Origin of the sequence: Actinotignum timonense (assembly GCF_002860685.3) — a bacterium.
Classification (GTDB): Bacteria; Actinomycetota; Actinomycetes; order Actinomycetales; family Actinomycetaceae; genus Actinotignum; species Actinotignum timonense.
In genome coordinates, this window is the sequence record NZ_CP136960.1 from 2,112,031 (window position 1) to 2,134,113 (window position 22,083).

Here is a 22,083-nt window from a genome sequence, read left to right on the forward strand (position 1 = left end):
AGTGCCGCATCCACCCCGGTGGCACAATGCGGGCGCGCGCCACGCGTGCGGATGCTCGGCCGGCACACGCGCGGATACCCGCGCGCCACGCTCGCCGCCGGCGTGGGAAGATGGAGGGGTGCGTGACCTTGCTGCCCTCCCCAAAGCCCATGTGCATCTGCACTTCACCGGTTCGCTGAGCGTGCCCAGTCTCGTCGACATGGCCCGCCACGCCGGGGTGCGCCTGCCCGAGAACCTCACCGATAATGTGGCGATGCAGGTGCCCGCGGACCAGCGCGGCTGGTTCCGATTCCAACGTGCCTACGATGCCGCGCGCGCCGTCGTTCAATCTGAAGAAGCAATGCGGCGGATCGTACGCGAAGCAGCCCGGGCCGACCGGGCGGAAGGATCGCGGCGCCTGGAAATTCAAATCGACCCGACCTCCTACGCCCCCTACGTTGGCGGTATCACCCCGGCCCTCGAAATTGTTTTAGACGAGGCGAAAGCGGCCACCCGGGATACCGGGGTGGAGGTGGGTGTTATTGTGGCGGCCTCGCGCACCCGCCACCCGCTCGATGCGCGCACCCTGGCCCGTCTGGCCGCCCGCTACGCCGGGGATGCTCCCGGTGAGGTTGTGGGTTTTGGGCTTTCCAATGATGAGCGGCGCGGGCGCACCGCGGAATTCGAGGCAGCTTTCCGCATCGCCAGGCGGGCCGGCCTGCGTTCGGTTCCCCACGGCGGGGAGCTGCTCGGCCCCGAGCATTTGCGCGAGGTCATCACGCACCTGAATCCGGACCGGCTCGGCCACGGGGTGCGGGCCGCCGAGGATCGCGCCCTCATCGGTGAGATTGTGGAGCGCGGAATCGCGCTGGAGGTATGCCCTGCCTCGAATGTGTCGCTCGGGGTATTCCGCGAAAATGACGATGTTCCCCTGCGTACCCTGTTCGACGCCGGGGCAATCATCGCCCTGGGTGCCGATGACCCGCTGCTCTTCCTGGCCCGCCTCAATGCCCAGTATGAGATCGCGCGCCGGCAGGGCTTCTCCGATGCGGAGTTGGCCGAGTTGGCTCGCCGTTCCATCCGCGCGTCCTTCGCCTCCGCTTCCTCGAAGCGAGCCTGGCTCGCGGAGGTTGATGCCTGGCTGGCAGAAGAGGACTAGGCTTCCAGGCCGCCGAGCACCACCGGCTCGGGATGGAGCACCACCCCGAAGGCATCTTTCACACCGGCCTGGATTTCCCGGGCGAGGGCACGCAGCTGCGCACCGGTGGCTCCCCCGGCATTGGTGAGCGCCAGGGTGTGCTTGGAAGAGAGCCGCGCCGGGCCGTGCCCGTAGCCCCGGGTGAACCCGGCATGCTCAATCAGCCAGGCGGCTGAGGTCTTGACCAGCCCGTCTACCACGGGAACACCGCCGCTCAGAGTTGCGTGCGCGGCGTCGTGCACCTCGTAACGCGGGGCGTCTTCCGGGAGCCGCTGCGCCTGCGCGGTGGTGAGCACCGGGTTGGTGAAGAAAGAACCGCACGAATACGTATCGCGGTCGGCATTATTGAGGACCATGCCTTTGCTACCGCGCAGCTCCAGCACCGCCTCCCTCACCGTTTCCGAAGGCACCCGCGCCCCGAGCTCCACCCCGAGGTGGCGGGCCAGCTGCGCGTAGCCGATGGGATCGGACACATTGGAGAGCTTCGTTTGGAAGGTCACCTCAAGGACGATATACCGCGGGCTCGGCCCGTATTCCCCGATGGTTTCCTTGAGAATTGAGGTGCGGTAGCCCAGGCGCATATCCGCGAGGAACAGCGTGCGGATGCGTTCTTCGCGCCGGTCATAAACCTTGAGACGCGCGAGGGTCGCAGCGACTTCCTGCCCGTAGGCCCCGATATTTTGCACCGGCGCCGCGCCAACGGTTCCCGGAATCCCGGAGAGCGCTTCAAAACCGCCCCAATCCTGGGAAATCGCGTGGACCACGAGGTCATCCCACGGGGTTCCCGGCAGCGCGGAAAAATTCGCGCCTTCGCAGCTGCCCAGCGAATCCAACACGATCCCGGAGCGCATATCGCGCAGCACAATCCCGTCAAAATGGCTATCCGCGGGCAGGATATTCGAGCCGCCCCCAATAACGAGGAGCGGGGTGCCGGCCGCGTCCGCCCGGCGTACGGTATCCACCACCTCGGTTTCGGTGGTGGCTTCCACGAGTTCGGTGAAGGTTCCGCCCACGCCGATGGTGGTGAGTTCGGCGAGGGTGGTAGCTCCGCTGCGGGCCCGGGTGGAGAGCACCGGCGCGCTCACGTGATGCGGTTCGGGTGGTTCGGGAAGAGTACAGCTCATTGTTCTAGCCTACGGCTTTCGCGGCGACGGCGCAGCTTCAGCCCGCGCGCTAGTGGGACGACGGCGCAGCCGGGGCCATCAGATACGCAAAAAGGGAAGCCCGTTCAGGCTTCCCTTGAGCTGTGCATCCCGGCCGGGGTTCATCCCGGGTGGGATACCGTCACGCTACCGCGCTATTAGCGGGTTTCGCGATGGTTCGTGGAGGCATTGCACCGCGAGCAGTACTTCTTCAGCTGCAGACGATCCGGATCGTTGCGGCGGTTCTTCTTCGTGATGTAATTACGTTCCTTGCACACCTCGCAGGCGAGGGTGATCTTGGGACGCACGTCAGCAGACTTGCTAGCCATTCCTTTTTCTCCTCAAGGTTGTGCCCTACTGGTAGTCAGTAGCGGGGGCGGGGATTGAACCCGCGACCTCACGATTATGAGTCGTGCGCTCTGACCATCTGAGCTACCCCGCCTCATGTCACCGCATGAGGCGGCAACGGAGCCCCGAAAGAGAATCGAACTCTTGACCTTCTCCTTACCATGGAGACGCTCTGCCGACTGAGCTATCGGGGCGATGCCGATTTCGCAACGAGTACCAAGCTTACTCGATTCACGCTGAAAAACCAACAGTGCGAGAAATGTGAAACAGATCAACCATTTCGACATTTCGTGGCGGGTGTAGGATTCGAACCTACGAAGCGTAACGCATCTGATTTACAGTCAGGTCCCTTTGGCCGCTCGGGAAACCCGCCAATATAACTTCCGAAGAAGTGTTTTTCACCCCGCGGAAGAAAGGCTTCGTGGCCGCCCTTCCGTAAGGCACCAGATGAGATTACCCAGGGAGGAAAGTTACTGTCAACTTTTGAGGCGGGAACGTGGCCACCACCACTCCCCCGGCTGCCCGGCGAGCGCGCCGACCGCTAGCTGCGCCGTCGTACCTACGCGTGCAAGGGTGCGTACGCACGTGCCGCAGGGCCCATATACACGCTTACGCGCACGCACGCGCACTACCGCGCACGTACGCAATGCAATAGCGCGCCCATGCGCCGCAACCGAACTTAGGGCAGGCGGTGAATCCATTCGGGCGTGGAGAATTTCGCCTCGTAGCGTTCCTGGGCCACGCGCAGGTCCTCCGCGGTGATCTGCCCCTGGCTCGCGCCGTATTTCTGGGTGAAAACGTCTTTGAATACTTCGATAATGGCGTCGCGTTCCATCCCGGTCTGGCTCTTCATGGGGTCCACGCGCTTGTTCGCGGAGCGGTGCCCGCGGTTCTTTTTGCCCGCGCTGCCCATATTGAGCACGTCCATCATTTTGTCCGCGTCGATGTCATAGGCGAGGGTGACGTGATGAACCATATAGCCGGTCGCGAAATGCTTCTGGGCGGCGCCGCCGATTTTGCCGCGGTCGGAGGCGATGTCATTGAGGGGGACGTAGTGGGCTTTAACCCCCACCCGCGCGAGGGCTTCGATCACCCAGGCATCCAGGAAGGGATAGGACTCCAGGAAGGACATCCCGTCCACGAGCGCGGTGGGCACCACCAGCGAATACGTGATGCAATTGCCCGGCTCCATGAACATGGTGCCCCCGCCGGTAATGCGCCGGCCCACGGTAATCCCGTGGCGGTCCACCCCGTCCTGGTTGATCTCATTGGAATAGGACTGGTAGGAGCCCATGACCACGAGCGGGCGGTCCCATTCCCAGATACGCAAGAAGGGCTTGTGTTCCCCGCGGGCCACCGCTTCGGGGAGGGTTTCATCCATGGTCATATTGAGAACCGGGTGGATAACCGGGGTGTGAAGGACCTCGAAATCGATATCTTCCCAGGCCAGGGCGTGGCCGACGGCGCGGCGCACCGCCACCGCGACCCCGCGTGGGCTCAGCCCGAAGAGGTTATCGGTGGGGAGCACCGCCGCTTCCACCACCTGGGCAATATCCTCCGCGGAAGCATCCGCGCTCAGCCCCTCGATGGCATCGGTGATACGCCACAGCGCGCTATCCGGTTCGATGAAGAAATCACCAGAGAGGCGAACATTCGCGAGTTTGTTATCGACCACGTCCAGGTCAACAATGGCCATTTTCTGGCCGAGTTCCTTGTATTCGCCGTGCATAAGCGTTCTTCTTTCTGTCGCGGAAGGTGAGGGATGAGCGGATGGTTAGAGAAGTGCGCCGTCGTGCGACTCCCCGCGGGAAATCGCGGTCATCGTGTCACGATTGACCACCTTGACGCGGGCGCGGCCCTGCTGGGCGCCGAGGTTTTCCTCGAAAGCTTCCAGGAGCTCCCACCCTTCCCAAGTGGTCCATTTCACGCCGCGTTCGGTGAGGAGGTCGAGGAGCCCGCGCCCGCCCGAGCCGTCCCCGGTGGCGCGCGCGATGCCGGCTTGGGCGTCGGCAACGAGGTGGCGGATGGTTTGGCGCGCATCGGATTTCGTGGAGCCGATCAGGCCCACGGGGCCGCGTTTGATCCACCCGGTCACGTAGTAGCCGGGGATGGTCTCCCCCGTATCGGTGACGATACGACCTTCCTCATTCGGGATGACCCGGTGGATGGGATCCCAGGGCAGCCCGTCCAGCGGTTCGGAGGCGTAGCCGATAGCGCTATAGACGGCTTCCACCGGGTAATCCACGGTTTCGCCGGTGCCGGTCACGGTGCCATCCCCCTGGAGCTGGGTGCGTTCCATGCGGATGCCGGTCACGTGATCCGTGCCGAGGATTTCCACCGGCGCCTGCATGAGGTGGATGTGGATTCGGCGCGGGGCGGTCATTTCTTCCGGATCGTTGAAGACCCAATCCGTGAGAAGGTCGACTACCTGGCGGGTCATCTTCGAGGAATCCAGGGCTTCTTGGGAGCCGGCATCGTATTGGAAATCTTCGGGGTAGACCTGGATATCCACCCCGGCCACTTCACTCAATTCGCGCAGCTCAAGTGGGGTGAACTTTACCTGGGCCGGGCCGCGCCGCCCGAAGATATGCACGTGTTCGACGGGGTTAGCGCGCAGCCCGCGCTCCACATTCTCCGGAATATCGGTGTGGGCGCGCAGATCGTCCGCGGAACGCACGAGGATGCGGGAAATATCGAGGGCCACATTCCCCACCCCGATAACCGCGACGTTGCGGGCATTCAGGGGCCAGGTGCGCGGCACATCCGGGTGGCCGTCATACCAGGAAACAAAATCCGCGGCCCCGTAGACTTCCGGAAGATCGGCGCCCGGGACGTCCAGGGGTACGGATTGATCGGCGCCGGTGGCGACGACGACGGCATCGTAAAACTCGTGAATTTCGGACATGTGAACGTCTTCCCCGATTTTCACATTTCCGAGGAAGCGAATATCGCCGCGTTTGAGGATGGCGTGGAGGGCTTTGATAATCGAGCCGATGCGCGGGTGGTCAGGCGCGACCCCGTAACGGACCAGGCCGTAGGGAGTGGGCAGCTTATCGAAAAGGTCAATGCTGACCGGGATATCGGATTTGCTGAGGATATCCGAGGCGTAAATCCCGGCCGGTCCCGCGCCGATCACCGCTACCCGATAGGGGCGTTCCGGGGTGGCTTGCTCGGGGGCGGGGGATGCATGTGTCACGGCTAACTCTCCTTCTGCGTTCACCTCCCCTATCTTAGCGAGCCGCGCGCACGGCGGGCAGGGTGGTACTGGGGAACATCGAGCCACACAGAGTGGTACTGCACGACAGAAAATCGGGGATTGGCTGTAGCTCCAGTACCACTTTGTTATCCGACCCGGTCTCTCTCCTCCTCAGAGTGCGCATTTCGAACCGTCAACCCCGTCAAGTGACGCTTCTATATGTTGTCAAGAGGCAAGTACGGTTTCCTCGGCACGCATATGCCTGGTCAAGAGGCGATACACCCGCCGGGCCAGGTAGCGTTTAAGCACACGTATAACCTCGCGTTTCGTTTTCCCCTCACCAAGGCGCTTTTCCACATACGCCCGGGTTTCCTCATCCGACCTCATACGCACTAACACCGCCATATGTAAAGCATAATTCAACGCCCGATCCCCACCCCGACTAAGCCGATAACGTACCGTGTTACCCGAACACGCCGGAATCGGACACACACCCGCTAGGGAAGCGAAAGCCGCCTCACTACGAACACGCCCAGCATGGGAAAACGAGACAATGATCTGCCCGGCAGCAAAAGGCCCTATTCCCGGTAAATCAAGTAAAAGCGGGGCCACTAGCTGGACAATCATCTTGATCTGCCCCAAATTCTCCTCCAGACACTTTCCAAGGTCGAGGATACTTTGAGCCCAACGCCGGGCTTCTTGCTTAGCGATCACCATCTGGATATCCTCACCAGGAACATTCTCTAACCTAGCCAGGCCGCTAATCTGGGCGGTAGTGAGAGGCCGGCGGGCATCCACCCCCACATCGATTGTCCGCACGAGTGCGGTTAGGGCGTTTATTTGCGCGGTTTTCGTGCGTGTGAGTTGGCGCCGGCTTGCCATGAGGATACGTAAGGCTTCACGCTCTGTGCCTTGCCTGGGGATGGTCAGGGCGTTTTCCTCGAGTTTCAAGGCCCGCCAGGCGATGTGGTAGGCATCGATCTTATCGGTTTTAGGTTGGTAGCGGCCCTTCCCGTCCGGGCGGGGTGCTTCCACCACGGTATAGCCCTTGCCTTGAAGGAAACGGGTGAGGGTGGCCCCATACGAGGCAGTGCCTTCCACCACGATAAGCACATTAGCGGTGTCCTTAGTGGCGTGTTTCGTGATCCAGGTGGCGGCTCGGGTATGCCCGGGCGTGGTGTTCGCGAAGGCCTGGTTGATGACCTCGATGCCGGTGGGGCATTCCAGGATGGAGAACACGTGTTTTTTCGCGTGGGTGTCCACCCCGATGACGTATGTGTAGTGGTGTGCGACAATTGCCATGTGGATACAGCCCTTTCTTGGTTGTGTCTATCGGGTGTCTGTCCCGGCGCCCTGGCGGGAGTTCGTTTTCCTTTTCAGGGTTGGTTCATCGGCATCACTGTGGAGAGTCACACTCTTGGTGGACGTGCTTCTAATCAGGCCAGTATGAACCGGCCGGGACAGGCCATAGCCATGGTGGCGGCCATGTCACTTCCAAGACACTCCCGCGTGTTTTCCAGGCTGTTTAGGCCTGGTGCGGGCAGGTCAGCGCGTAAGCGGGGCACGCCACCGTGGCTATGATCTATCCTGCCAGCCGATCCCAGATCAGCTACACACAAGTCTCACAGCGCGTAAGGAACATGAAACCGGGTGAAAACGGTGCTCTTATGCGCACTTTGTTTTCGGAGGCGGCTGCGCATGGTCAGTTACGATCTGGGAAATAGGGCGAGGGGCCGAGCATAGGGCGCGGGGCCGAGCACAGGGCGCGGGGCCGAGCACAGGGCGAGGGACCGGGCATAATGCTCGGTCCCTCGCCTTGGTGTGTATTCGTGGCTTTGGCCCGCTTGTATTCCGCTGCTATCCCGCTACTCAGTGCGGCAGGTGCGGCGCGGGCCACACCGGGGTGCAGTCTTTAGTGCACCGTGGTGTCGAGACGAATAATCCCGTAGGTCCAGCCGTGGCGCAGGTAGACCGCGCACGGCTGCTTCGTTTCTTCGTCGATGAAGAGGTAGAAGGGGTGGCCTACCATTTCCATTTCGTAGAGAGCCTGGTCCACGGACATGGGATTGGCTTCGTAGAGCTTATCGCGCACCACAACCGGGGAATCCCCCAGCTGGGTTTCTACCGCTTCCCCGGTAGTTTCGGGGCGGGTGGGATGCGTTGCTTCCACCTCGGCTTCGGGCGCGGGCTCCACCTGCGCTTCTGCCGCGAGCTCCTCCGCGGTGAGCGTGAGCGGTTCGCCCACCTTCTCAACCACACGCCGATGGGACTTGCGACGATCACGCGAGCGGCGCAGCCGCTCAAAAAGCTTTCCGGATGCTAGATCGAGGGCGCTGTACTGATCAGCAGCTGAGGCCTCAGCCCGGATAACCGGGCCCTTATCAATAACCGTGATTTCGATAACTTTCGAGTTATCCGCTTGGGCGGGGTTCTTTTCCTTCGACACCTCTACCTCAACGCGCTGAGCGCGCGGAGCGAACTGTTCCACCTTCGCGATTTTTTCTTCAATGTGATTGCGGAAACGGTCCGAAACTTCAGTGTTCCTACCCTTGACGATAATCTCCACGGTGTCCTCCTTGGGATGTAGTGGCGGGCGCGCGGCCCGCTGAAAAAATGCCCGCTTCTCACGCGGATAAGAGAGGCACCACCCCCTATCCTGGGTCACCCGGCACGCATGCGGCTCAACGTTCACCATTGCTCGTTTCGCCCGCTAGCGCGGCCGGCACCGTTATTTCGTAGCATTAAGTGTAGTTCAGTTCACAACATTCTGAAAGGGCTGGAGCAGCGATAACGCTGTGCGCGAGTTCGCTGGACGCGGATCCGGAGCGAGGGCTAGGACCAATGCCGCAACCACGTGCCCACCCGCCTGCGCGATGGCTCGGGCGCAACCGGCCAGGGTAGATCCGGTGGTGAGAACATCGTCAATAAGAATGACCCGCCCGGGAATGGTGATGCCCGGGCTCAGCCGGATCCCGCGGCCTTTTGCGGCCCGCTCCCGCTGACCGGCAAGGTGGCGCTGCCCGGCCCGGGCCCGCTTTTCTTGCGCCGCGTGTTTTGCGCGGGTCAGGAGCCGCGCCGGAAGCGCGCCGAGTGCCCCGCCGCCAGGTGCTTCACCGCGCAGGATGCCGCCGAGTAGCCCACTACCCGCGCTTTCCCCGCTGATGAGCACCGGTGCGGCCCGCGCATCTACTCCCCCGGCAACCAGCCCCCGCGCGGCGGCCTGCGCCAGGTGCCCGGCAATGAAACGCCCGGCCCGATGGCGAGCCGCGCCCGAGGGCGCGGGAATAACGCTGAGCGCCGTGCCCTCCCAGAGCGGAGCGAGCTGCCGGCAGCGCTGCGCAAAAAGAGTGGCGAAGCGGGCGGTGAGTGCGGCGTCGTTCCCGTGTTTCCAGGTGAGGAGTGCTTGCCGGCGTACCCCGACGTATTCCCCCAGGGCGAAAACCGGGAAGAGGGCTTCTTCATCGCCGTTGGGGAGGATCTGCATGAGCGCGGGTGCGCGGCCTTCCCCGCCGCGCCAGCTGCCGGCTACCGCGCGGGTGCAGGCCGGGCACAGGGTGGCATCCCAGGCCCCGCATCCGGCACACCAGCGCGGGAAGACGAGGTCGCCTAGAGCACCGGCCCAGGAGCGCAGCACACCAGTAACACCACCGTTACGTGCCAATGGGGCGCGGGGCGGCGGGAGCGGCGTCGTACCAATAAACATGGCTCCAGCGTGCCGCACGTGCCCCGAAAACGCAGCTACCCGCAAACGGCCTGTGGATACGCGCGACGTTTGGGAACTTGTGGACAGCGCCTCGAAAACCCAGCTCCCGGAAAGCCCGGCGCCGCGAAAAGCGCAGCTCCCCGAACACCCGGCGCCTCGAGAAACCCAGCTACCCCGGCAGCACAATATCCGTGACGCCGGTGGCGACCGGGCGCCACGCCCCGCCGTCGCGAGTGGCAACCACCTGCTGGTCGGTGAGGACCACGATGGATTGCTCCCCGCGCCCGGCGGTCAGCCGCACCGAACCGGGGTAGGGCGTGACGTTGAGGCGTTCCATGGGCCCGCCCACCCGAACCGCGAAAATCAGCGGGTCGGTGCCGGCGGTAGCGCGCCCGAGCACCGCGATATCCGTGCTGGAAATCCACGCCACCGAGCTCACATCCGCCAGGCGTTGCCCCACTTCCAGGGGGTCGCCGAGCGCCGTCGGCTCGTGGCGGGCATCGCGCTGGATGGGAGCAATGAGCATCTGCACGGTATCCCCCACCTGCGCCACGATGAGCAGCCGCGCGCCCTCACGCGAAGCCCGCACCTCGCGAATCCGCGCCCCCTTGAGGAACGGCGCGGTCAGCTCGCGCACCCGGCCGTCATCGGCCGCGGCGAGCACCACGCCCTTATTATCGGTTTCGGAAGTCCACACCCAACCCCAGTAGTCATAGGAGGGCTCCACCAGGCGTTCTCCACGCACCATCGTGAAAGGCTGGAAACCATCGCTTCCCACCCGCACCAGGGCATCGCGCTGGGCGGTGAGCAGGGCGTAGGAGGCCACCGAATCGGAATAGTTCCCGGCCATGCGCGCCACCTGGATATCGTCGAACACCCCGCTGCTGAAGACCGGGCGGGTCTTGCCTTCTTCCACCTTGTAGGGCCGGTTATTCTCCAGCACCGTGAGGTCATAAGCCCCGTAAGGATACGTGGGCAGGTCAGCGATGGCGATGGTATCGAGCGGCTCACCGGACACCGTAATATTCACCGAATGCACCGGCACCACGCTCTGGCCGGTGAAGGAACGCTGGATTTGCTGCACGGCACGCGCCTGGGATTCCCGGCTCAAGGTGGAGATTTCCGCGGTGACATCCAAGGTCAGCACCCCGCTTTCCAGTTTCGGACTGGAGGCCATACGCAAACTGGTAGGAATTTCCGAGTGCACCGCATCGGCAAGCCAGGGCGAGGGCCCGGCTAGCAGCCCGGCAATCGTGGAGGAAATAAAGGTCATCCGCGGGTAGAAACGCAGGTCGGGCACCATGGTATCCGAGCCGGGACCGATGAAATACAGCGGGGTGCGCACGTACATGGAGGCGAAGAGGCTATCGGTCATCATGATGCCGTCTTCCAGTTCCGCGATGCGCCATTCGCCGCTGGCATTGCGGTCCAGTTTGAAGGTGGTGGAGTGGATGGCGTCCGTGGAGGCTTCGGTGTAGCGCCCGCCGGTATCCACGGTTCCCTGCGCAGTCACCGAAATAACGTAGGTGCCGTCCTCGCGTTGGGTGGGGGAAATATTTTGAGAATTCGGGTAGACGCGCACCTGGGAGCGCGGGTTCCAGGTGCGGCCGGCTTCTTTGGTGAGGAATTGGCGGGCGGTGGCGTAATCGTCGCCCGCCCCGCTGCTTCCGGCCAGCAGGAAACCGCGGATCACTTCTTCGGGTGAGGCACCGGTGGCCGGGCCGGCCGGGGTGAGTCCGAAAACAGCTTCTTCGGTGGGAGGCACGCTCGCCTCATTGACCGGCCCGGAGCGCGGCAGCCGCCCGCAGCCGGCCAGCGCCAGGATCACCACGCTGAGCAGCACCGCGAGGGCCCGCCCCCGCCCCGCTTTCTTCAGCACCTGCGTGTTCATGCGTCCTCCTTCCCCGCCGGCCCGGTGGGCGCCGCCGTACCGGTGGGCGCTATTGTTCCGGTGGGCGCGCTTTGGGTGTGCGTCGTCGTACCGGAAACGCCCGTGCCCGGTACCGCATTTTTCGGCGACGACGCCGCAGCGGCCCCGCCGCTTGCGTCCACCGGCGCTACCGCAGTTGCGCGGATAGCTGGAATCGTGCCGGTGGTACCCACCGCGGGCAGGGACCCGGTGGTATCCGCCCGCGCGATCTCAATGGGAATATCCCCGCTGTCCTGCCAGTCTTCGGCAGCCGCCACCCGCAGGGGCAGCGGCGGGGTGAAGGCCGCTTTTTGGGTGCGGGGCACGGTGAGGAGGAAGGTGGATCCCACACCCAATTCGCCGGTGGCTTGCAGTCGCCCTTCGTGGAGCAGGGCGTCCTCGCGGGCGATGGTCAGGCCCAGGCCGGTTCCCCCGGATTTGCGGACCCGGGAGGTATCCGCGCGCCAGAAACGGTCGAAAACGTGGGAGGCCTGCTCGGGGCTCAGGCCGATACCGCGGTCGGATACTTCCACCGCCACCGCGGTATCCGAACCGACCACCCGCACTTTGACGGGCCCGCCTTCGGCATGCTCCACCGCGTTCACCACGAGGTTGCGCACGATGCGTTCGATGCGGCGCGAGTCCACGCTCGCCACGGTTTCCCCGCGCGCGGAGAGCGTGACGGGCACCCCGTTCGCTTCGATGAGGGGAGCCTGGGAGATGATCACGCGCCGCACAATTTCTACGACGTCGATTTTGCTGGTTTCCAGCACCATCGAACCCGCATCGAAACGGGAAATCTCCAGCAGATCGGAAAGCATGGTGTCCAGGGAAATAAGTTGGGAATGCTGGAGTTCAGCCGAACGGCGCAGGCTGGAGGGCAGTTCGGAACGCTTATCGTAAATGAGCTGGCCGGCCATCCGGATCGTGGTGACCGGGGTGCGTAATTCGTGCGAGACCGCGGATACGAAATTCTGCTGCACCTGGGAGAGCCGCTCGAGGCGGGTGAATTGGTCCTGGAGCGATTCGGCCATCTGGTTGAAGGCGGAACCGAGCTGGGCTAATTCATCTTCCCCGCGGTCATCCATACGCACATCAAAAGCGCCTCCGGCCAGCTGACGGGCATTTTCCGCCGCCGCCCGCACCGGCTTCAAGACCACATTGACGAGCACCCCGGTGGCCACCGCCACGATGGTGAGCAGGGCGATGGTGGCGAGCATCAGCACCCGGGAAACCTGGGCCACCGTCACTTCTTCGTTTTCCAGGGAATAGAGCGTGTAGAACTCATACATGCCGGCATTGGGCAGGCGTACGGTTGCGCCGATAAGAATCCCGGGGAGGGTGTATTCCTCCCCTTTAGCAATCGCCACCGCCTGCCATTGCGGGCTGGAAGATTCCTGCACGGCTTCGCGTAATTCGGGGGTGAGCACATCCATGACGGTTGCCGGGGTGGGTGCCCCCACATCGGCTACCAGGTAATTACCGGTATTCTGCCCCGGGGAGCGGATGAGGGCCGTGCCCACCACCCCGCGGATCGGCTCAAATTGGGAGCGCACCTGCGCGTTGGCGATTTCCTGAACCGCCCCGGACGTTTGGGCGTTCGCGGAGTCAAAAACGTACTGGGCTTGGGAGCGGGCGCCGTAGAACTGTTCGGTGGCGGCGCTCACCGCGCGCTCATAAAGTTGCGAACGCGTTTGATTGGCAACAATCACCGCGGTGACGATACTGGTGAGCACCCCGATCGCCACAATTGCGGAAACCACCCGCGCGTTGAGGGAAGTGCGCCACGATTGTGAAAATGAGGTGAGGGCGCCACGCCCCATGCTCCCGAGGCTGCGATGAATATAGCCGCGCCGCGAAAATTGACTCACTCCTGGGTTGCCCCCGCCCGGTAGCCCACCCCGCGCACCGTAATAACCACCTCGGGATTATCCGGGTCCTTTTCCACCTTGGAGCGCAGGCGCTGGATATGCACATTGACGAGGCGGGTATCGGTGGAATCGTGGCGGTAGCCCCACACCTGCTCCAGGAGTTCTTCGCGGGAAAACACCTGGTAGGGCTTGCGCGCCAGGGTGGTGAGCAGCTCGAATTCGAGGGGTGTCAGGTGCAGATCTTCCCCGTTGCGGGTGACCTGGTGGGCGCGCGGATCGATAACCAGATCGGCAACCCGCAGGGTTTCCGCTTCCGGTTCGGTACGCCGCAGCCGCGCCTTAATGCGGGCCAGCAGCACCGAGTTCTCAAAAGGCTTGGTGACGTAATCATCCGCCCCGGCCTCCAGGCCGGCCACCACGTCCACCGAATCGGTGAGCGCGCTCATCATAATGATGGGCACATCGCTTTCTTCGCGCAGCTGGCGGGCCACTTCCACCCCGCTCATCCCGGGAAGCATGACGTCCAGCAGCACAATATCCGGTGTTTCCGCCCGGAAAATAGGCAGGGCATTGGTGCCGGTGGCACACACCGTCACGGCGTATCCTTCCGATTCCAGCAGGATCGCCACCATTTCAGAGATACCGGGATCGTCATCGACCACAAGAACGCGCATAGTCATAGCGCCATTTTCTCACGTTCGTGCCATTCGTGCAGAAAAACGCACGAATGGTGTGCGCGGTTGCGTGCGGCGGCTGCGGGGCGTGCGGCGTGCGGCGTGGGTACGAAGCCGGGACGCGGTAGGCGCGGGGCCGAAGATGCGCCGTCGTACCTCTAGTTGTCTTTCGGCGTTTCCGGCTCTTCACTGCGCACCACGCTCAGGCGCGGGCGCACCTCCACATCGGAGGGGCGGCTCACCCGCCGGGTAGCGCGGGTGGGTTCGGGTGGCTGGCGGGTGGCGGTTTCGCGGATGGCGTCCGCGAGCGCCATGAGGTCGGTATCCGAGGGCGGGGCCGGTTCAAATTCGGTGCGCAGGCGGATCATCTGCCAGCCGCGCGGGACGGTCACCGATTCGGCGTGGGCTTCGCACAGGTCGAAGGTGCCCGGGGAGGCCACCGGTGAGAGCGGCCCGATCACGGCGGTTGCTTCCGCGTACTGGTACGTCAGCGTGGCAACGGCCGGCTGCTGGCACGTGGTGCGGGAACACTTTCTCAACGGACTCACGCCTTAGACGTTAGCACGCCCGTGTAACCTTGGGGTATGGACACTTTTCCTTCCCAGCCTCGCCCCCGCCGCCGTGATCGGCACGGACGGGGCATTCGAGGACCGGTGATCCCCTATACCCTGCCCGCCTGGCGCACCCGCGCCGATAAATTCGACGATATTATCGCCGCCGAACTCGCCACCTACCGCGCCCATTTCGGTGATGACATGCGCGATCTTGATTTCGCGGTGATGGACGTGCCGGCCTCCGATCCTTCGCCGTGGGAGGACGGCGTGCCGCTCGCGCGCCTGCTGCCTTTCGAACGCGGCGGCGCGGTGCGGGCGCGGCTGCTGTTTTACCGGATGCCGATGATGCGCACCGCGATGGCCAGCCCCTTCCCGCGTATCGTCATCCACGATATCGTCACCGAGCAGCTCGCCGCGGCGATTTCCCGCCACCCCGAAGACATCGATTTTTTGCGGCGCGGTTTTTAGTTTTTTGGTACGACGCCGCAGCTGCGGCCCGCGTGCCTGCCGTTCTTGCGCGCCGCGGCTTCTAGTTCTGGCGCACCGCGACGCGGGCGGAGAGCGCTTCGCGCTGGTCGGCCACCGCGCTCACCCAATCAATTCCGCTGGCCCCGCCGGCTTCCCCATTCGGGGCTAGGATAAGCGCCGCGGCACTCACCGGGTTTTCCGCCTCGATGCGGTAGCCGCGAGCCGCCTCAGGTAGCTCCACAGTGGCGTATCCGCGCACCTGAGCATTCACGGGATCGAGGTCCACGCCGTCGGCTCCCACCGGGGTGATGTCAACGTGGCCGCGCCCGGCAAGTGCCAGGCGGGCCGGGCCAGGCCCGAAGCTTCCCGCGGTGCGAGCGGCCGGAGCAACCGGGCTGGCCCAGGCCGCATCTCCCCCGCCGCCCAGTAACACGCCCGCGGCGAGGAGCGGCGCTCCGCGCACCTGCACCGCGTAGGTGCCCGGGTCGATACCGGCCAGGGTGAGGTCCATAACGGAATTCGCGGCGATCTCCACATCTTCCCCGCCGGGCAGGGTGCGGGTGGTGCCATCTTCCCCGGTGAGCTGCACCGTGAAGGTGGTGGCCTCCCCGGGGTTGGCAATGCGCAAGGTGGAACCCTCCGGGATTCCCGGAATGGTCAGCTCCGTGGCGGCCGGGGCGCCGGCCGCGAAATCCACCCCGGCGCCGCTGGTCCCGGAAATGTGCTGGTTTTGCAAGGTGGCTCCGAAAGTGCCGGCCTGGGTGCTCAGATGAAGAGCCAGGCGGGAATCTTCGGCGAGCAGGCCGTCCAGGGTGTGGCGTACGGTGGAACGCCCCGGTACCGCCACTCGCACCGTGCCGAGCGGCCCGGCCCCGCCCAGCCCGTCCACCCGCACGGTGATCGGCGCGGCTCCCGGATTGGTGAGGAGAAGCTGGTTGGAGTACCCCACGCTGGTGGCCGAGGCAGTAATCCACAGGTCTCCCGCCCCGCTCACGCAGGTATTCGTGGCCAGGCCGCGCCCGTTACCGCCCTGGGCGCTGTAGGCGACCGCGCCGGAAAGAACTTCGCCGGGATCCGCGCTAAGGATGGTGCCGGTGGGGAGCGCCGCGCGCGCCTCCTTATCCGCGGTACCGAAAAGCAGCACCTGGGTGGCGATATTTTCCGCGGTCCCCCCGGGGCTACCCTCCACGGTCATGCCCGCGGAAATGGTTTGTTCGAATCCGCCCCCGCAGAGCAGCTGGGTGGGGGCTTCTCCCGCGCTCGCCACCTCGGCTTCTACCGCGCGCGGCGCCCCGGTGGGAAGAACGACGCCGGCCGCCGCTACCGCGGCGGCGATTCCCAACACCGCGAGCGCACTACCGGCCCGCACCGTGAGGTGGCGCCAGCGCGCCCCGCGCCCGCTGGCACGCCCCACTTCGGCTTCATCGCGAACCTGGTCCATTACTCCACCACCTTCCGACGCACCGGGATGGCCACCACGAGCGCCGCGGCCACCGCGAGGAGCCGCGCGGCGGCCACCAGGGCGTCCCCGGTGCGGTTATAGGTAATCCTCAGGCGCCCGGAGCTCCCGGCCGGTATCTCAAAAGCTTGGGCCCACCCGGCGTTATAGGCGGGGAGGCGCTCGCCATCCAGGCGGGCTTCCCACAGCGGATCCTGGCGTTCGGCCAGCCGCACAATTCCGCCGCTGCGGCCCGCGCTAGCGGGTAGTTCGGTGTCCACGCTGTAGCGCCCGGCGGCTAGCGCGCTGCCGTCCAGGGTGAGGCGCGCGGCATCCACGGCGCTCGCCTCGCTGCGGGTCAGTCTCCAAGAAAGCTGCTGCTCAGTGGCGCTGATCATATCGAAACGCCCGGTTGCGCCCAGGGCGCGGGCGAGCTCCCCGGCCCGGGGTGCCTGGGCGGGGATCACCACGTAGGAGATAGCGTGTTCGGCCAGGATATCCGCGGCGCGCGGGTTCCCGGCGTTCATATCGGCGACGGCGCTGGCCACCTCCGCCGCGGCGGCATCCCCGGAGTAGGTTCCTTCCAGGGCCGCGAGCGCGCCGGCCATGGTGTTATCGGTGAGTTGGCGGCCCGGCCCGCGCCAGATTTCGGCGCGAATACCGTTCTCCGCCGGGTAGAGGGCGAGGACCCGCACCCGATCCGGGGAGGAGGCTTCGAGGGTGGCGGCAGCCGGCACCGGCCTCCCGGTTTCCTGCTGCAGCTCGGTGGTGCCGGTGAGGGCCCGGCTGAGGTAGAGACCCGATCCGGCCAGGGCGCTAAGTATCAGCACCGCAACCGAGCCCAGGCCGAAGAGCTGGTAGAGCCCGAAGGAGCGCCCGCTCATATCGGTGCGCAGGCCATCCCCGGCGCTCACCAGCGCGATCCACAGCCCGCCGAGCGCCACGCTCAAGCCGATACCGCTCCAGGCTGGCGCGCTGAGTGCGGTGGCGCCGTCGTACACCTGGGCCACGGATACGCGAGTGGAGGCAATCGCCCAGGCGAAACCGGCCGCGGCGATCAGCCAGCCGGCGCGGATGCGCTGCCAATTGCGCGCCCGCCCCAGGGCCAGTACCGCGATCACCACGAGGCAGGCCGCGCAGATGAGGGCAATTTCCCCGAGCCACGGAAGTGCCTCAGGTTGGGCGAGGGGGAAGAAGGAGAGGAGGTCGAGGGTGCTCGGGCGGGCCGCGAAAGGCTCTCCCGGGGTGGCAAAGAGCAGCCGCCAGGAAGCTTCGAGCCCGGGAATAACCACCACGGCCGCGGGGATCACCACCCACAGCCAGCGCAGGCGCCGCCAGCGCAGTGCCCCCACCAGAGCAATGAGAAGAAGCACGGCGAGCATGACCGGGGCCGCGGCGGCCAGGTAAATGCCGGCGAGCGCCGCGGTGCCCAGACCCGCGGTGGATTCGATGCGGTCGCGGGTGCGGGGCAGGCGCCACACGGAGAGCACCGAGGCGGCCAGCACCGGCACAAGTATATGGACGAGCACCCCGGCCACGTGGCCCGCGCTCAGCGCCCCCACCAGGGGCCCGGCCCCGGCCCAGACCAGGCCGGCCACCGCACGCACATGCGGGGAGAAGGTGAGGGTGCGGGCCGCCCAGAAAGCCGTCATGCCGGCCAGCACGGGAGCGCACAGGAGCAGGAGTACCGCGGCATCCCCCAGGGTACCCCCGAAGGGCTGCAGTGCCAGGGCGAGCGGGGAGAGCAGGGTCCATAGCGCGTCGATGCGCCCGGGGCTGCCATCCCCCACCGCGAGCCAGCCGGGCAGGCTCGCGCGCAGCACTTCGGTGCCGGTGAGGGCATCGGGGCGCAGTGCCCCGCCGCTCAGGTACCCGCCGCGCAGCAGCGGGAAGGCCGCCACTCCCGCCACGAGCGCGGTCAGGAGGAGGACGGTGCGCCGGGCACGTGCGGTGGACCGGTGCCAGCGCCGTCGTTCTGCTTCTTCGAGCGGATTCGGGCGCGCCACCAAACGGATTTTCTCCCGTTCGCTGCGCGTCATTTCGCGCCGTGCCGCGCGCACGTCGCGCCCGCGCGCTTCGAGGGCCGCGAGTCCGGCACGACTTTTTTCGGTGCGCCGGCGCCGCCGCCGGGCCCGCATCAGCGCGGGAAGGCTCCCGAGCAGGCGCGCGGCCCCGCGAATTTCACCGTCCGCGAGCCGTGCCTCTTTGCCCAGCAGCCGCACCAGTGCCCTCGCGGGGCCGAGCAGCACGTACCCGAGGAACAGGAAGGGTGCGAGCAGCGCGGGGGCGGCAAGCACCGCGTTGTAGAGTTGCGCGCCGCGGCGGGCCGCGAAGGAATCACGACCGTCGTTGCCGAGGGAGACGCGCGCGTGGCGCACGGTGGCGGAAGGTTCAACGACGACGCGCCAGCCCGCTCCGCGCAACCGCCGCGAGAGTTCGAGCCCATCCCCGAAAGGCCCCAGCCAGGTATCAAAACCGCCCACCTCGCGCAGGGCGCTGGCGCGCACGAGCATGCCGGCGCTTCCCACCGCGAGTACGTCGGAGCGCCCGTCCAGCTGACCGCCGTCGCGGTCATCGAGGGCGACTTCCGGGACTCGCCGCGCGCTGCGGGTGGCGCGGATTCCGACTTCCAGGAGGGCGCCCGGGTCCGCCCAATCCACCTGTTTGCAGCCCACCGCGCCAATATTGGCGCCGTTTTCCAGAGTGCGGGCGAGGTTCGCGAGGGCATCCGGGGCGGGTGCGCTATCGTCGTGCAAGATCCAGTAGGCGTCATAGGTGCCGGTGGTGGGTTCCGCGGAAGTCGATTCAGCCGGGGTGGACTCACCGGTGCCGCGTGCTTCGCCGCCCCTTGTATCACGGGCATCCGCGGCAACCGCGTCATTGACAGCTACCCCGAGTTTTCCGGTGAGCACGCTGATGGCATCGGGTTTTCGGGTGGAGGATTCCAGCGCGGCGAGGGTGTCCTCCAGGTAGGCGGAGCCCGGCCGGGTAATAACGAGAGCGCGAATTCTGAACTGCATTGCTGTTGATGCTACGCCAGCGCGGGCGCTGGGCGGTTATGCCTCGCCGACGCGGCGGCGTTGCCGGCTCAGGCGCCGGCGGTCATTATCCGACATACCACCCCAAATACCGTGACGAATATCATGTTGGAGGGCGTATTCCAGGCATTCCTCCCGCACCGGGCATTCGTGGCAGATCGACGTGGCAGGGGCGGTTGAGCCGCCTTTTTCGGGGAAGAAAATATCGGGATCGGTTTGGGCACACAGCGCGGATTCACGCCAATGCAGCGATGCCGAATCCGCTTTATCGTAACCGAGGTCGAAGATATCGAGCATGGCGTCCTGGGCGTCCTGCGGCGTCAATCCGCCGCTCCCCGCGACGCGCAAGCCGGGGTTAATCCTCCGCACATGTCCTCCTCTAACCAAGGTCTCTTTGTAAATTACAAGCGTGTCATACCCAAAAAGTCAAGCGAAAGCGGTATATTGCCCACCCGAACTTTCGTTCGAGTCCGGCGTGTTGCCGCGGCCAGGTGCGCTTTAGGCCACGTGAGCGATTTGCTCACAATCACGAGGAGCGTAACCGGTCGGTGGGGCTCGAACCCGGCCGGCAGTACCAGAAACCGGCCTGAAGGCACTGAAACCGGCCCGGCAGCCCCCGAAAGCGGCCCGGCCGGTGGCGCCCGGCCTGCAAATAGGCAAAAATGACCCTATGCGTGGAATCATTCTGGCCGGAGGCTCCGGCACTCGACTTCATCCCGTTACGCTGGGCACCTCCAAGCAGCTGGTACCCGTGTATGACAAACCGATGATCTACTATCCCCTGAGCACGCTCATGCTCGCCGGGATTCGCGATGTCATGGTTATTACAACGCCCGAAGATGCCCCGGCGTTCCACCGGCTCCTCGGGGACGGCAGCCAATTCGGCATCAGTATTTCCTTCGCGGTACAGGAAGTTCCTAACGGCCTGGCTACCGCCTTCACCATCGCCGCTGATTTCATCGGTAACGAACCGGCCGGCCTGGTGCTGGGCGATAATATTTTCTACGGTCCCACGATGGGGCGCCGCTTGGAACGCAATACCAATCCGGATGGTGGCGCTATCTTTGCGTACCATGTTTCGGATGCGCGAGCCTACGGCGTCGTCGAATTTGACGAGAATTTCAAGGCGATCTCCATTGAAGAAAAGCCCGCCCACCCGAAGTCCAATTTCGCGGTGCCGGGCCTATACTTCTACGACAATGACGTTATCGAAATCGCCCGGAACCTCGAACCCTCCGCGCGCGGGGAATACGAAATCACGGACGTCAATCGCAAGTACTTGGAGGCAGGCAAGCTCAAGGTTGAGGTGCTCGACCGCGGTACCGCGTGGCTGGATACCGGTACTTTCGATTCCCTCGCGGATGCCACCAGCTTCGTGCGCACCATCCAGGCCCGCCAGGGTCTCTCGGTGGGCTGCCCGGAGGAAGTGGCGTGGCGGCGCGGATTCCTCAGCGATGAGGAATTGCGAGCACGCGGAGAGAAGCTGCGTAAATCCGGGTACGGGGATTACCTGCTCGGGCTACTGGAAGCCCAGCACGATATTCCTTCGGCGAGCTACTAGAGCGGGCGCTCGCGCGAACGCGGCGGGCGAGTAACTCGGACCCATTCACACAATCGGGGCGGCTGACATGGTGTCGGCCGCCCCGTTCTTTTCTCGTGCTAACTCACATAACTAGCCGAGGTACTCCGCGAGCACGCTCGGGGCCGCGGCCTCCCAGCGTTCCTTCCAATCCCCGATGGGCTCGATACCGGCCCGGCGCAGGGCGCCGTGGGATAGCACCGAGAAATGCGGGCGCGGGGCGGGCCGGTTGAAAGCAGCCGCCGTCGTCTCCCCCACCATCGCGGGGTCTTTGCCGAGCGTCGAGACGATCTCGCGGGTGAAATTCCACCAGTTCGTCTTCCCCGAGGACGTACCGTGGTAGGTCCCGGAGGGAATATTCGCCTCGACCATGCGGTAGATGAGATCGGCGAGGTCCACGGTCCAGGTGGGCTGCCCCACCTCATCGGTCACCACGGACAGCGCATCGCGTTCGCAGGCCAGGCGCGCCATGGTTTTCGGGAAGCAATTGCCCTGGGCGCCGTACAGCCACGCGGTCCGCACGATGTAGTAGTCCTCCGTTTCGGCGCGTACCGCCCACTCCCCGGCCGCTTTGGTGCGCCCGTAGGCGCCCTTGGGGTTCATAACGTCATTTTCTTCGTACGGGTCCACGGCGTCGCCGGAAAATACGTAATCTGTGGAGACCTGTACCAGTTTCGCGCCGATCTGCGCGGTGCGCCGCGCCAGGATTTGCGGTCCGGTTGCGTTAATGGTGAAGGCTGCCGCCTCCTCACTTTCGGCTTTATCCACGGCCGTATGCGCAGCAACATTAACGACGACGTCGACCTTATCGACCAGGTGCGCCACCGCGGCCGGATCGGTAATATCCAGCTCGCTCTTATCCACGGCGAGCACGTTCTGCCCCCGCTGTGCCAACAGAGCAACGAGATCCTGGCCGAGCATTCCCCGGCTTCCGGTAACCATCCAGCGCATGGGTGTCCTTTCCTTGGTCTATACCCGCGTTATTG

Annotated in this window: 18 protein-coding genes and 3 tRNA genes; 3 read left to right on the forward strand and 18 right to left on the reverse strand. The window is 64.9% G+C overall.

The features are described from left to right. The first annotated feature begins 118 nt into the window (after window positions 1–118). On the forward strand, window positions 119–1,138 hold the full coding sequence (locus CYJ17_RS08850) for an adenosine deaminase (RefSeq protein WP_087070527.1): 1,020 nt from the start codon (window positions 119–121) through the stop codon (window positions 1,136–1,138). On the opposite strand, the gene CYJ17_RS08855 is transcribed toward CYJ17_RS08850, so the two are convergent. From CYJ17_RS08855 to CYJ17_RS08920, 14 genes are all read right to left on the reverse strand, one after another. Continuing rightward, window positions 1,135–2,301, reverse strand: coding sequence for a UDP-N-acetylmuramate dehydrogenase (locus CYJ17_RS08855; protein WP_087070526.1), 1,167 nt, complete (start codon window positions 2,299–2,301; stop codon window positions 1,135–1,137). The genes CYJ17_RS08850 and CYJ17_RS08855 overlap by 4 nt on opposite strands. A 176-nt stretch (window positions 2,302–2,477) precedes the next feature. Beyond that, window positions 2,478–2,648, reverse strand: a complete 171-nt coding sequence (rpmG, locus tag CYJ17_RS08860) for a 50S ribosomal protein L33 (RefSeq protein WP_016443127.1) — start codon at window positions 2,646–2,648, stop codon at window positions 2,478–2,480. A 39-nt stretch (window positions 2,649–2,687) separates the two neighbouring features. Continuing rightward, window positions 2,688–2,761, reverse strand: a tRNA-Met gene (locus CYJ17_RS08865). A 27-nt stretch (window positions 2,762–2,788) separates the two neighbouring features. After that, window positions 2,789–2,861, reverse strand: a tRNA-Thr gene (locus CYJ17_RS08870). Between the two features lie 97 nt (window positions 2,862–2,958). Next, window positions 2,959–3,040: transfer RNA gene (locus tag CYJ17_RS08875), tRNA-Tyr, on the reverse strand. Between the two features lie 306 nt (window positions 3,041–3,346). After that, window positions 3,347–4,396: a lipoate--protein ligase family protein gene (locus CYJ17_RS08880; RefSeq protein WP_087070525.1), complete on the reverse strand. Its 1,050-nt coding sequence runs from the start codon at window positions 4,394–4,396 to the stop codon at window positions 3,347–3,349. Window positions 4,397–4,441: 45 nt separating this feature from the next. Beyond that, a complete protein-coding gene (locus CYJ17_RS08885) occupies window positions 4,442–5,863 on the reverse strand; it encodes an FAD-dependent oxidoreductase (RefSeq protein ID WP_087070524.1) in 1,422 nt (473 codons plus the stop codon). Window positions 5,864–6,088: 225 nt separating this feature from the next. Continuing rightward, window positions 6,089–7,165 (reverse strand): IS110 family RNA-guided transposase, encoded by a 1,077-nt coding sequence (locus CYJ17_RS08890; protein ID WP_087070276.1) that lies wholly within the window; start codon window positions 7,163–7,165, stop codon window positions 6,089–6,091. Between the two features lie 610 nt (window positions 7,166–7,775). Then, window positions 7,776–8,429 carry a ribosome hibernation-promoting factor, HPF/YfiA family gene (gene hpf / locus CYJ17_RS08895; RefSeq protein ID WP_087070522.1) on the reverse strand — a complete coding sequence of 218 codons (654 nt, stop codon included), beginning with the start codon at window positions 8,427–8,429 and terminating at the stop codon, window positions 7,776–7,778. A 186-nt stretch (window positions 8,430–8,615) separates the two neighbouring features. Then, window positions 8,616–9,566 carry a ComF family protein gene (locus CYJ17_RS08900; protein ID WP_145989742.1) on the reverse strand — a complete coding sequence of 317 codons (951 nt, stop codon included), beginning with the start codon at window positions 9,564–9,566 and terminating at the stop codon, window positions 8,616–8,618. Between the two features lie 169 nt (window positions 9,567–9,735). Beyond that, window positions 9,736–11,457, reverse strand: a complete 1,722-nt coding sequence (locus tag CYJ17_RS08905) for an LpqB family beta-propeller domain-containing protein (RefSeq protein ID WP_101595366.1) — start codon at window positions 11,455–11,457, stop codon at window positions 9,736–9,738. After that, window positions 11,454–13,346 (reverse strand): MtrAB system histidine kinase MtrB, encoded by a 1,893-nt coding sequence (gene mtrB, locus CYJ17_RS08910; RefSeq protein WP_257960158.1) that lies wholly within the window; start codon window positions 13,344–13,346, stop codon window positions 11,454–11,456. Before mtrB ends, CYJ17_RS08905 begins: the two co-directional genes overlap by 4 nt. Next, window positions 13,343–14,026, reverse strand: coding sequence for an MtrAB system response regulator MtrA (gene mtrA / locus CYJ17_RS08915; protein WP_026428307.1), 684 nt, complete (start codon window positions 14,024–14,026; stop codon window positions 13,343–13,345). The genes mtrB and mtrA overlap by 4 nt, the downstream gene beginning before the upstream one ends. A gap of 152 nt (window positions 14,027–14,178) precedes the next feature. Beyond that, window positions 14,179–14,568 (reverse strand): DUF3499 domain-containing protein, encoded by a 390-nt coding sequence (locus CYJ17_RS08920; RefSeq protein ID WP_087070520.1) that lies wholly within the window; start codon window positions 14,566–14,568, stop codon window positions 14,179–14,181. Window positions 14,569–14,673: 105 nt separating this feature from the next. On the opposite strand from CYJ17_RS08920, the gene CYJ17_RS08925 reads away from it, so the two are divergent. Next, window positions 14,674–15,042 carry a metallopeptidase family protein gene (locus CYJ17_RS08925; RefSeq protein ID WP_087070519.1) on the forward strand — a complete coding sequence of 123 codons (369 nt, stop codon included), beginning with the start codon at window positions 14,674–14,676 and terminating at the stop codon, window positions 15,040–15,042. A gap of 61 nt (window positions 15,043–15,103) precedes the next feature. On the opposite strand, the gene CYJ17_RS08930 is transcribed toward CYJ17_RS08925, so the two are convergent. Genes CYJ17_RS08930 through CYJ17_RS08940 form a run of 3 tightly spaced genes read right to left on the reverse strand, consistent with a single transcriptional unit; the run spans window position 15,104 to window position 19,887 of the window. Beyond that, window positions 15,104–16,483, reverse strand: a complete 1,380-nt coding sequence (locus CYJ17_RS08930; RefSeq protein WP_087070518.1) for a DUF5719 family protein — start codon at window positions 16,481–16,483, stop codon at window positions 15,104–15,106. Further along, window positions 16,483–19,500 carry a glycosyltransferase gene (locus CYJ17_RS08935; RefSeq protein WP_101595361.1) on the reverse strand — a complete coding sequence of 1,006 codons (3,018 nt, stop codon included), beginning with the start codon at window positions 19,498–19,500 and terminating at the stop codon, window positions 16,483–16,485. Before CYJ17_RS08935 ends, CYJ17_RS08930 begins: the two co-directional genes overlap by 1 nt. 36 nt (window positions 19,501–19,536) lie before the next feature. Continuing rightward, window positions 19,537–19,887 carry a WhiB family transcriptional regulator gene (locus CYJ17_RS08940; RefSeq protein ID WP_425319833.1) on the reverse strand — a complete coding sequence of 117 codons (351 nt, stop codon included), beginning with the start codon at window positions 19,885–19,887 and terminating at the stop codon, window positions 19,537–19,539. A 301-nt stretch (window positions 19,888–20,188) separates the two neighbouring features. On the opposite strand from CYJ17_RS08940, the gene rfbA reads away from it, so the two are divergent. Then, complete coding sequence (gene rfbA / locus CYJ17_RS08945; protein WP_087070516.1) at window positions 20,189–21,079, forward strand: glucose-1-phosphate thymidylyltransferase RfbA; 891 nt, start codon at window positions 20,189–20,191, stop codon at window positions 21,077–21,079. 111 nt (window positions 21,080–21,190) lie between these two features. Here rfbA and rfbD read toward each other — a convergent pair whose 3' ends face one another. Beyond that, the gene (gene rfbD / locus CYJ17_RS08950) at window positions 21,191–22,048 is read right to left on the reverse strand and encodes a dTDP-4-dehydrorhamnose reductase (protein ID WP_087070515.1); all 858 of its coding nucleotides are present in this window, start codon (window positions 22,046–22,048) and stop codon (window positions 21,191–21,193) included. Window positions 22,049–22,083 lie beyond the last annotated feature (35 nt).

Coding starts and splice junctions, on each gene's coding strand:
- CYJ17_RS08880 (WP_087070525.1), bottom strand. CDS start 4,396: ATGCACGGCGAATACAAGGAACTCGGCCAGAAAATGGCCATTGTTGAC.
- CYJ17_RS08855 (WP_087070526.1), bottom strand. CDS start 2,301: ATGAGCTGTACTCTTCCCGAACCACCCGAACCGCATCACGTGAGCGCG.
- CYJ17_RS08935 (WP_101595361.1), bottom strand. CDS start 19,500: ATGCAGTTCAGAATTCGCGCTCTCGTTATTACCCGGCCGGGCTCCGCC.
- mtrA (WP_026428307.1), bottom strand. CDS start 14,026: ATGACTATGCGCGTTCTTGTGGTCGATGACGATCCCGGTATCTCTGAA.
- CYJ17_RS08890 (WP_087070276.1), bottom strand. CDS start 7,165: ATGGCAATTGTCGCACACCACTACACATACGTCATCGGGGTGGACACC.
- rfbD (WP_087070515.1), bottom strand. CDS start 22,048: ATGCGCTGGATGGTTACCGGAAGCCGGGGAATGCTCGGCCAGGATCTC.
- rfbA (WP_087070516.1), top strand. CDS start 20,189: ATGCGTGGAATCATTCTGGCCGGAGGCTCCGGCACTCGACTTCATCCC.
- CYJ17_RS08930 (WP_087070518.1), bottom strand. CDS start 16,483: ATGGACCAGGTTCGCGATGAAGCCGAAGTGGGGCGTGCCAGCGGGCGC.
- CYJ17_RS08900 (WP_145989742.1), bottom strand. CDS start 9,566: ATGTTTATTGGTACGACGCCGCTCCCGCCGCCCCGCGCCCCATTGGCA.
- rpmG (WP_016443127.1), bottom strand. CDS start 2,648: ATGGCTAGCAAGTCTGCTGACGTGCGTCCCAAGATCACCCTCGCCTGC.
- CYJ17_RS08905 (WP_101595366.1), bottom strand. CDS start 11,457: ATGAACACGCAGGTGCTGAAGAAAGCGGGGCGGGGGCGGGCCCTCGCG.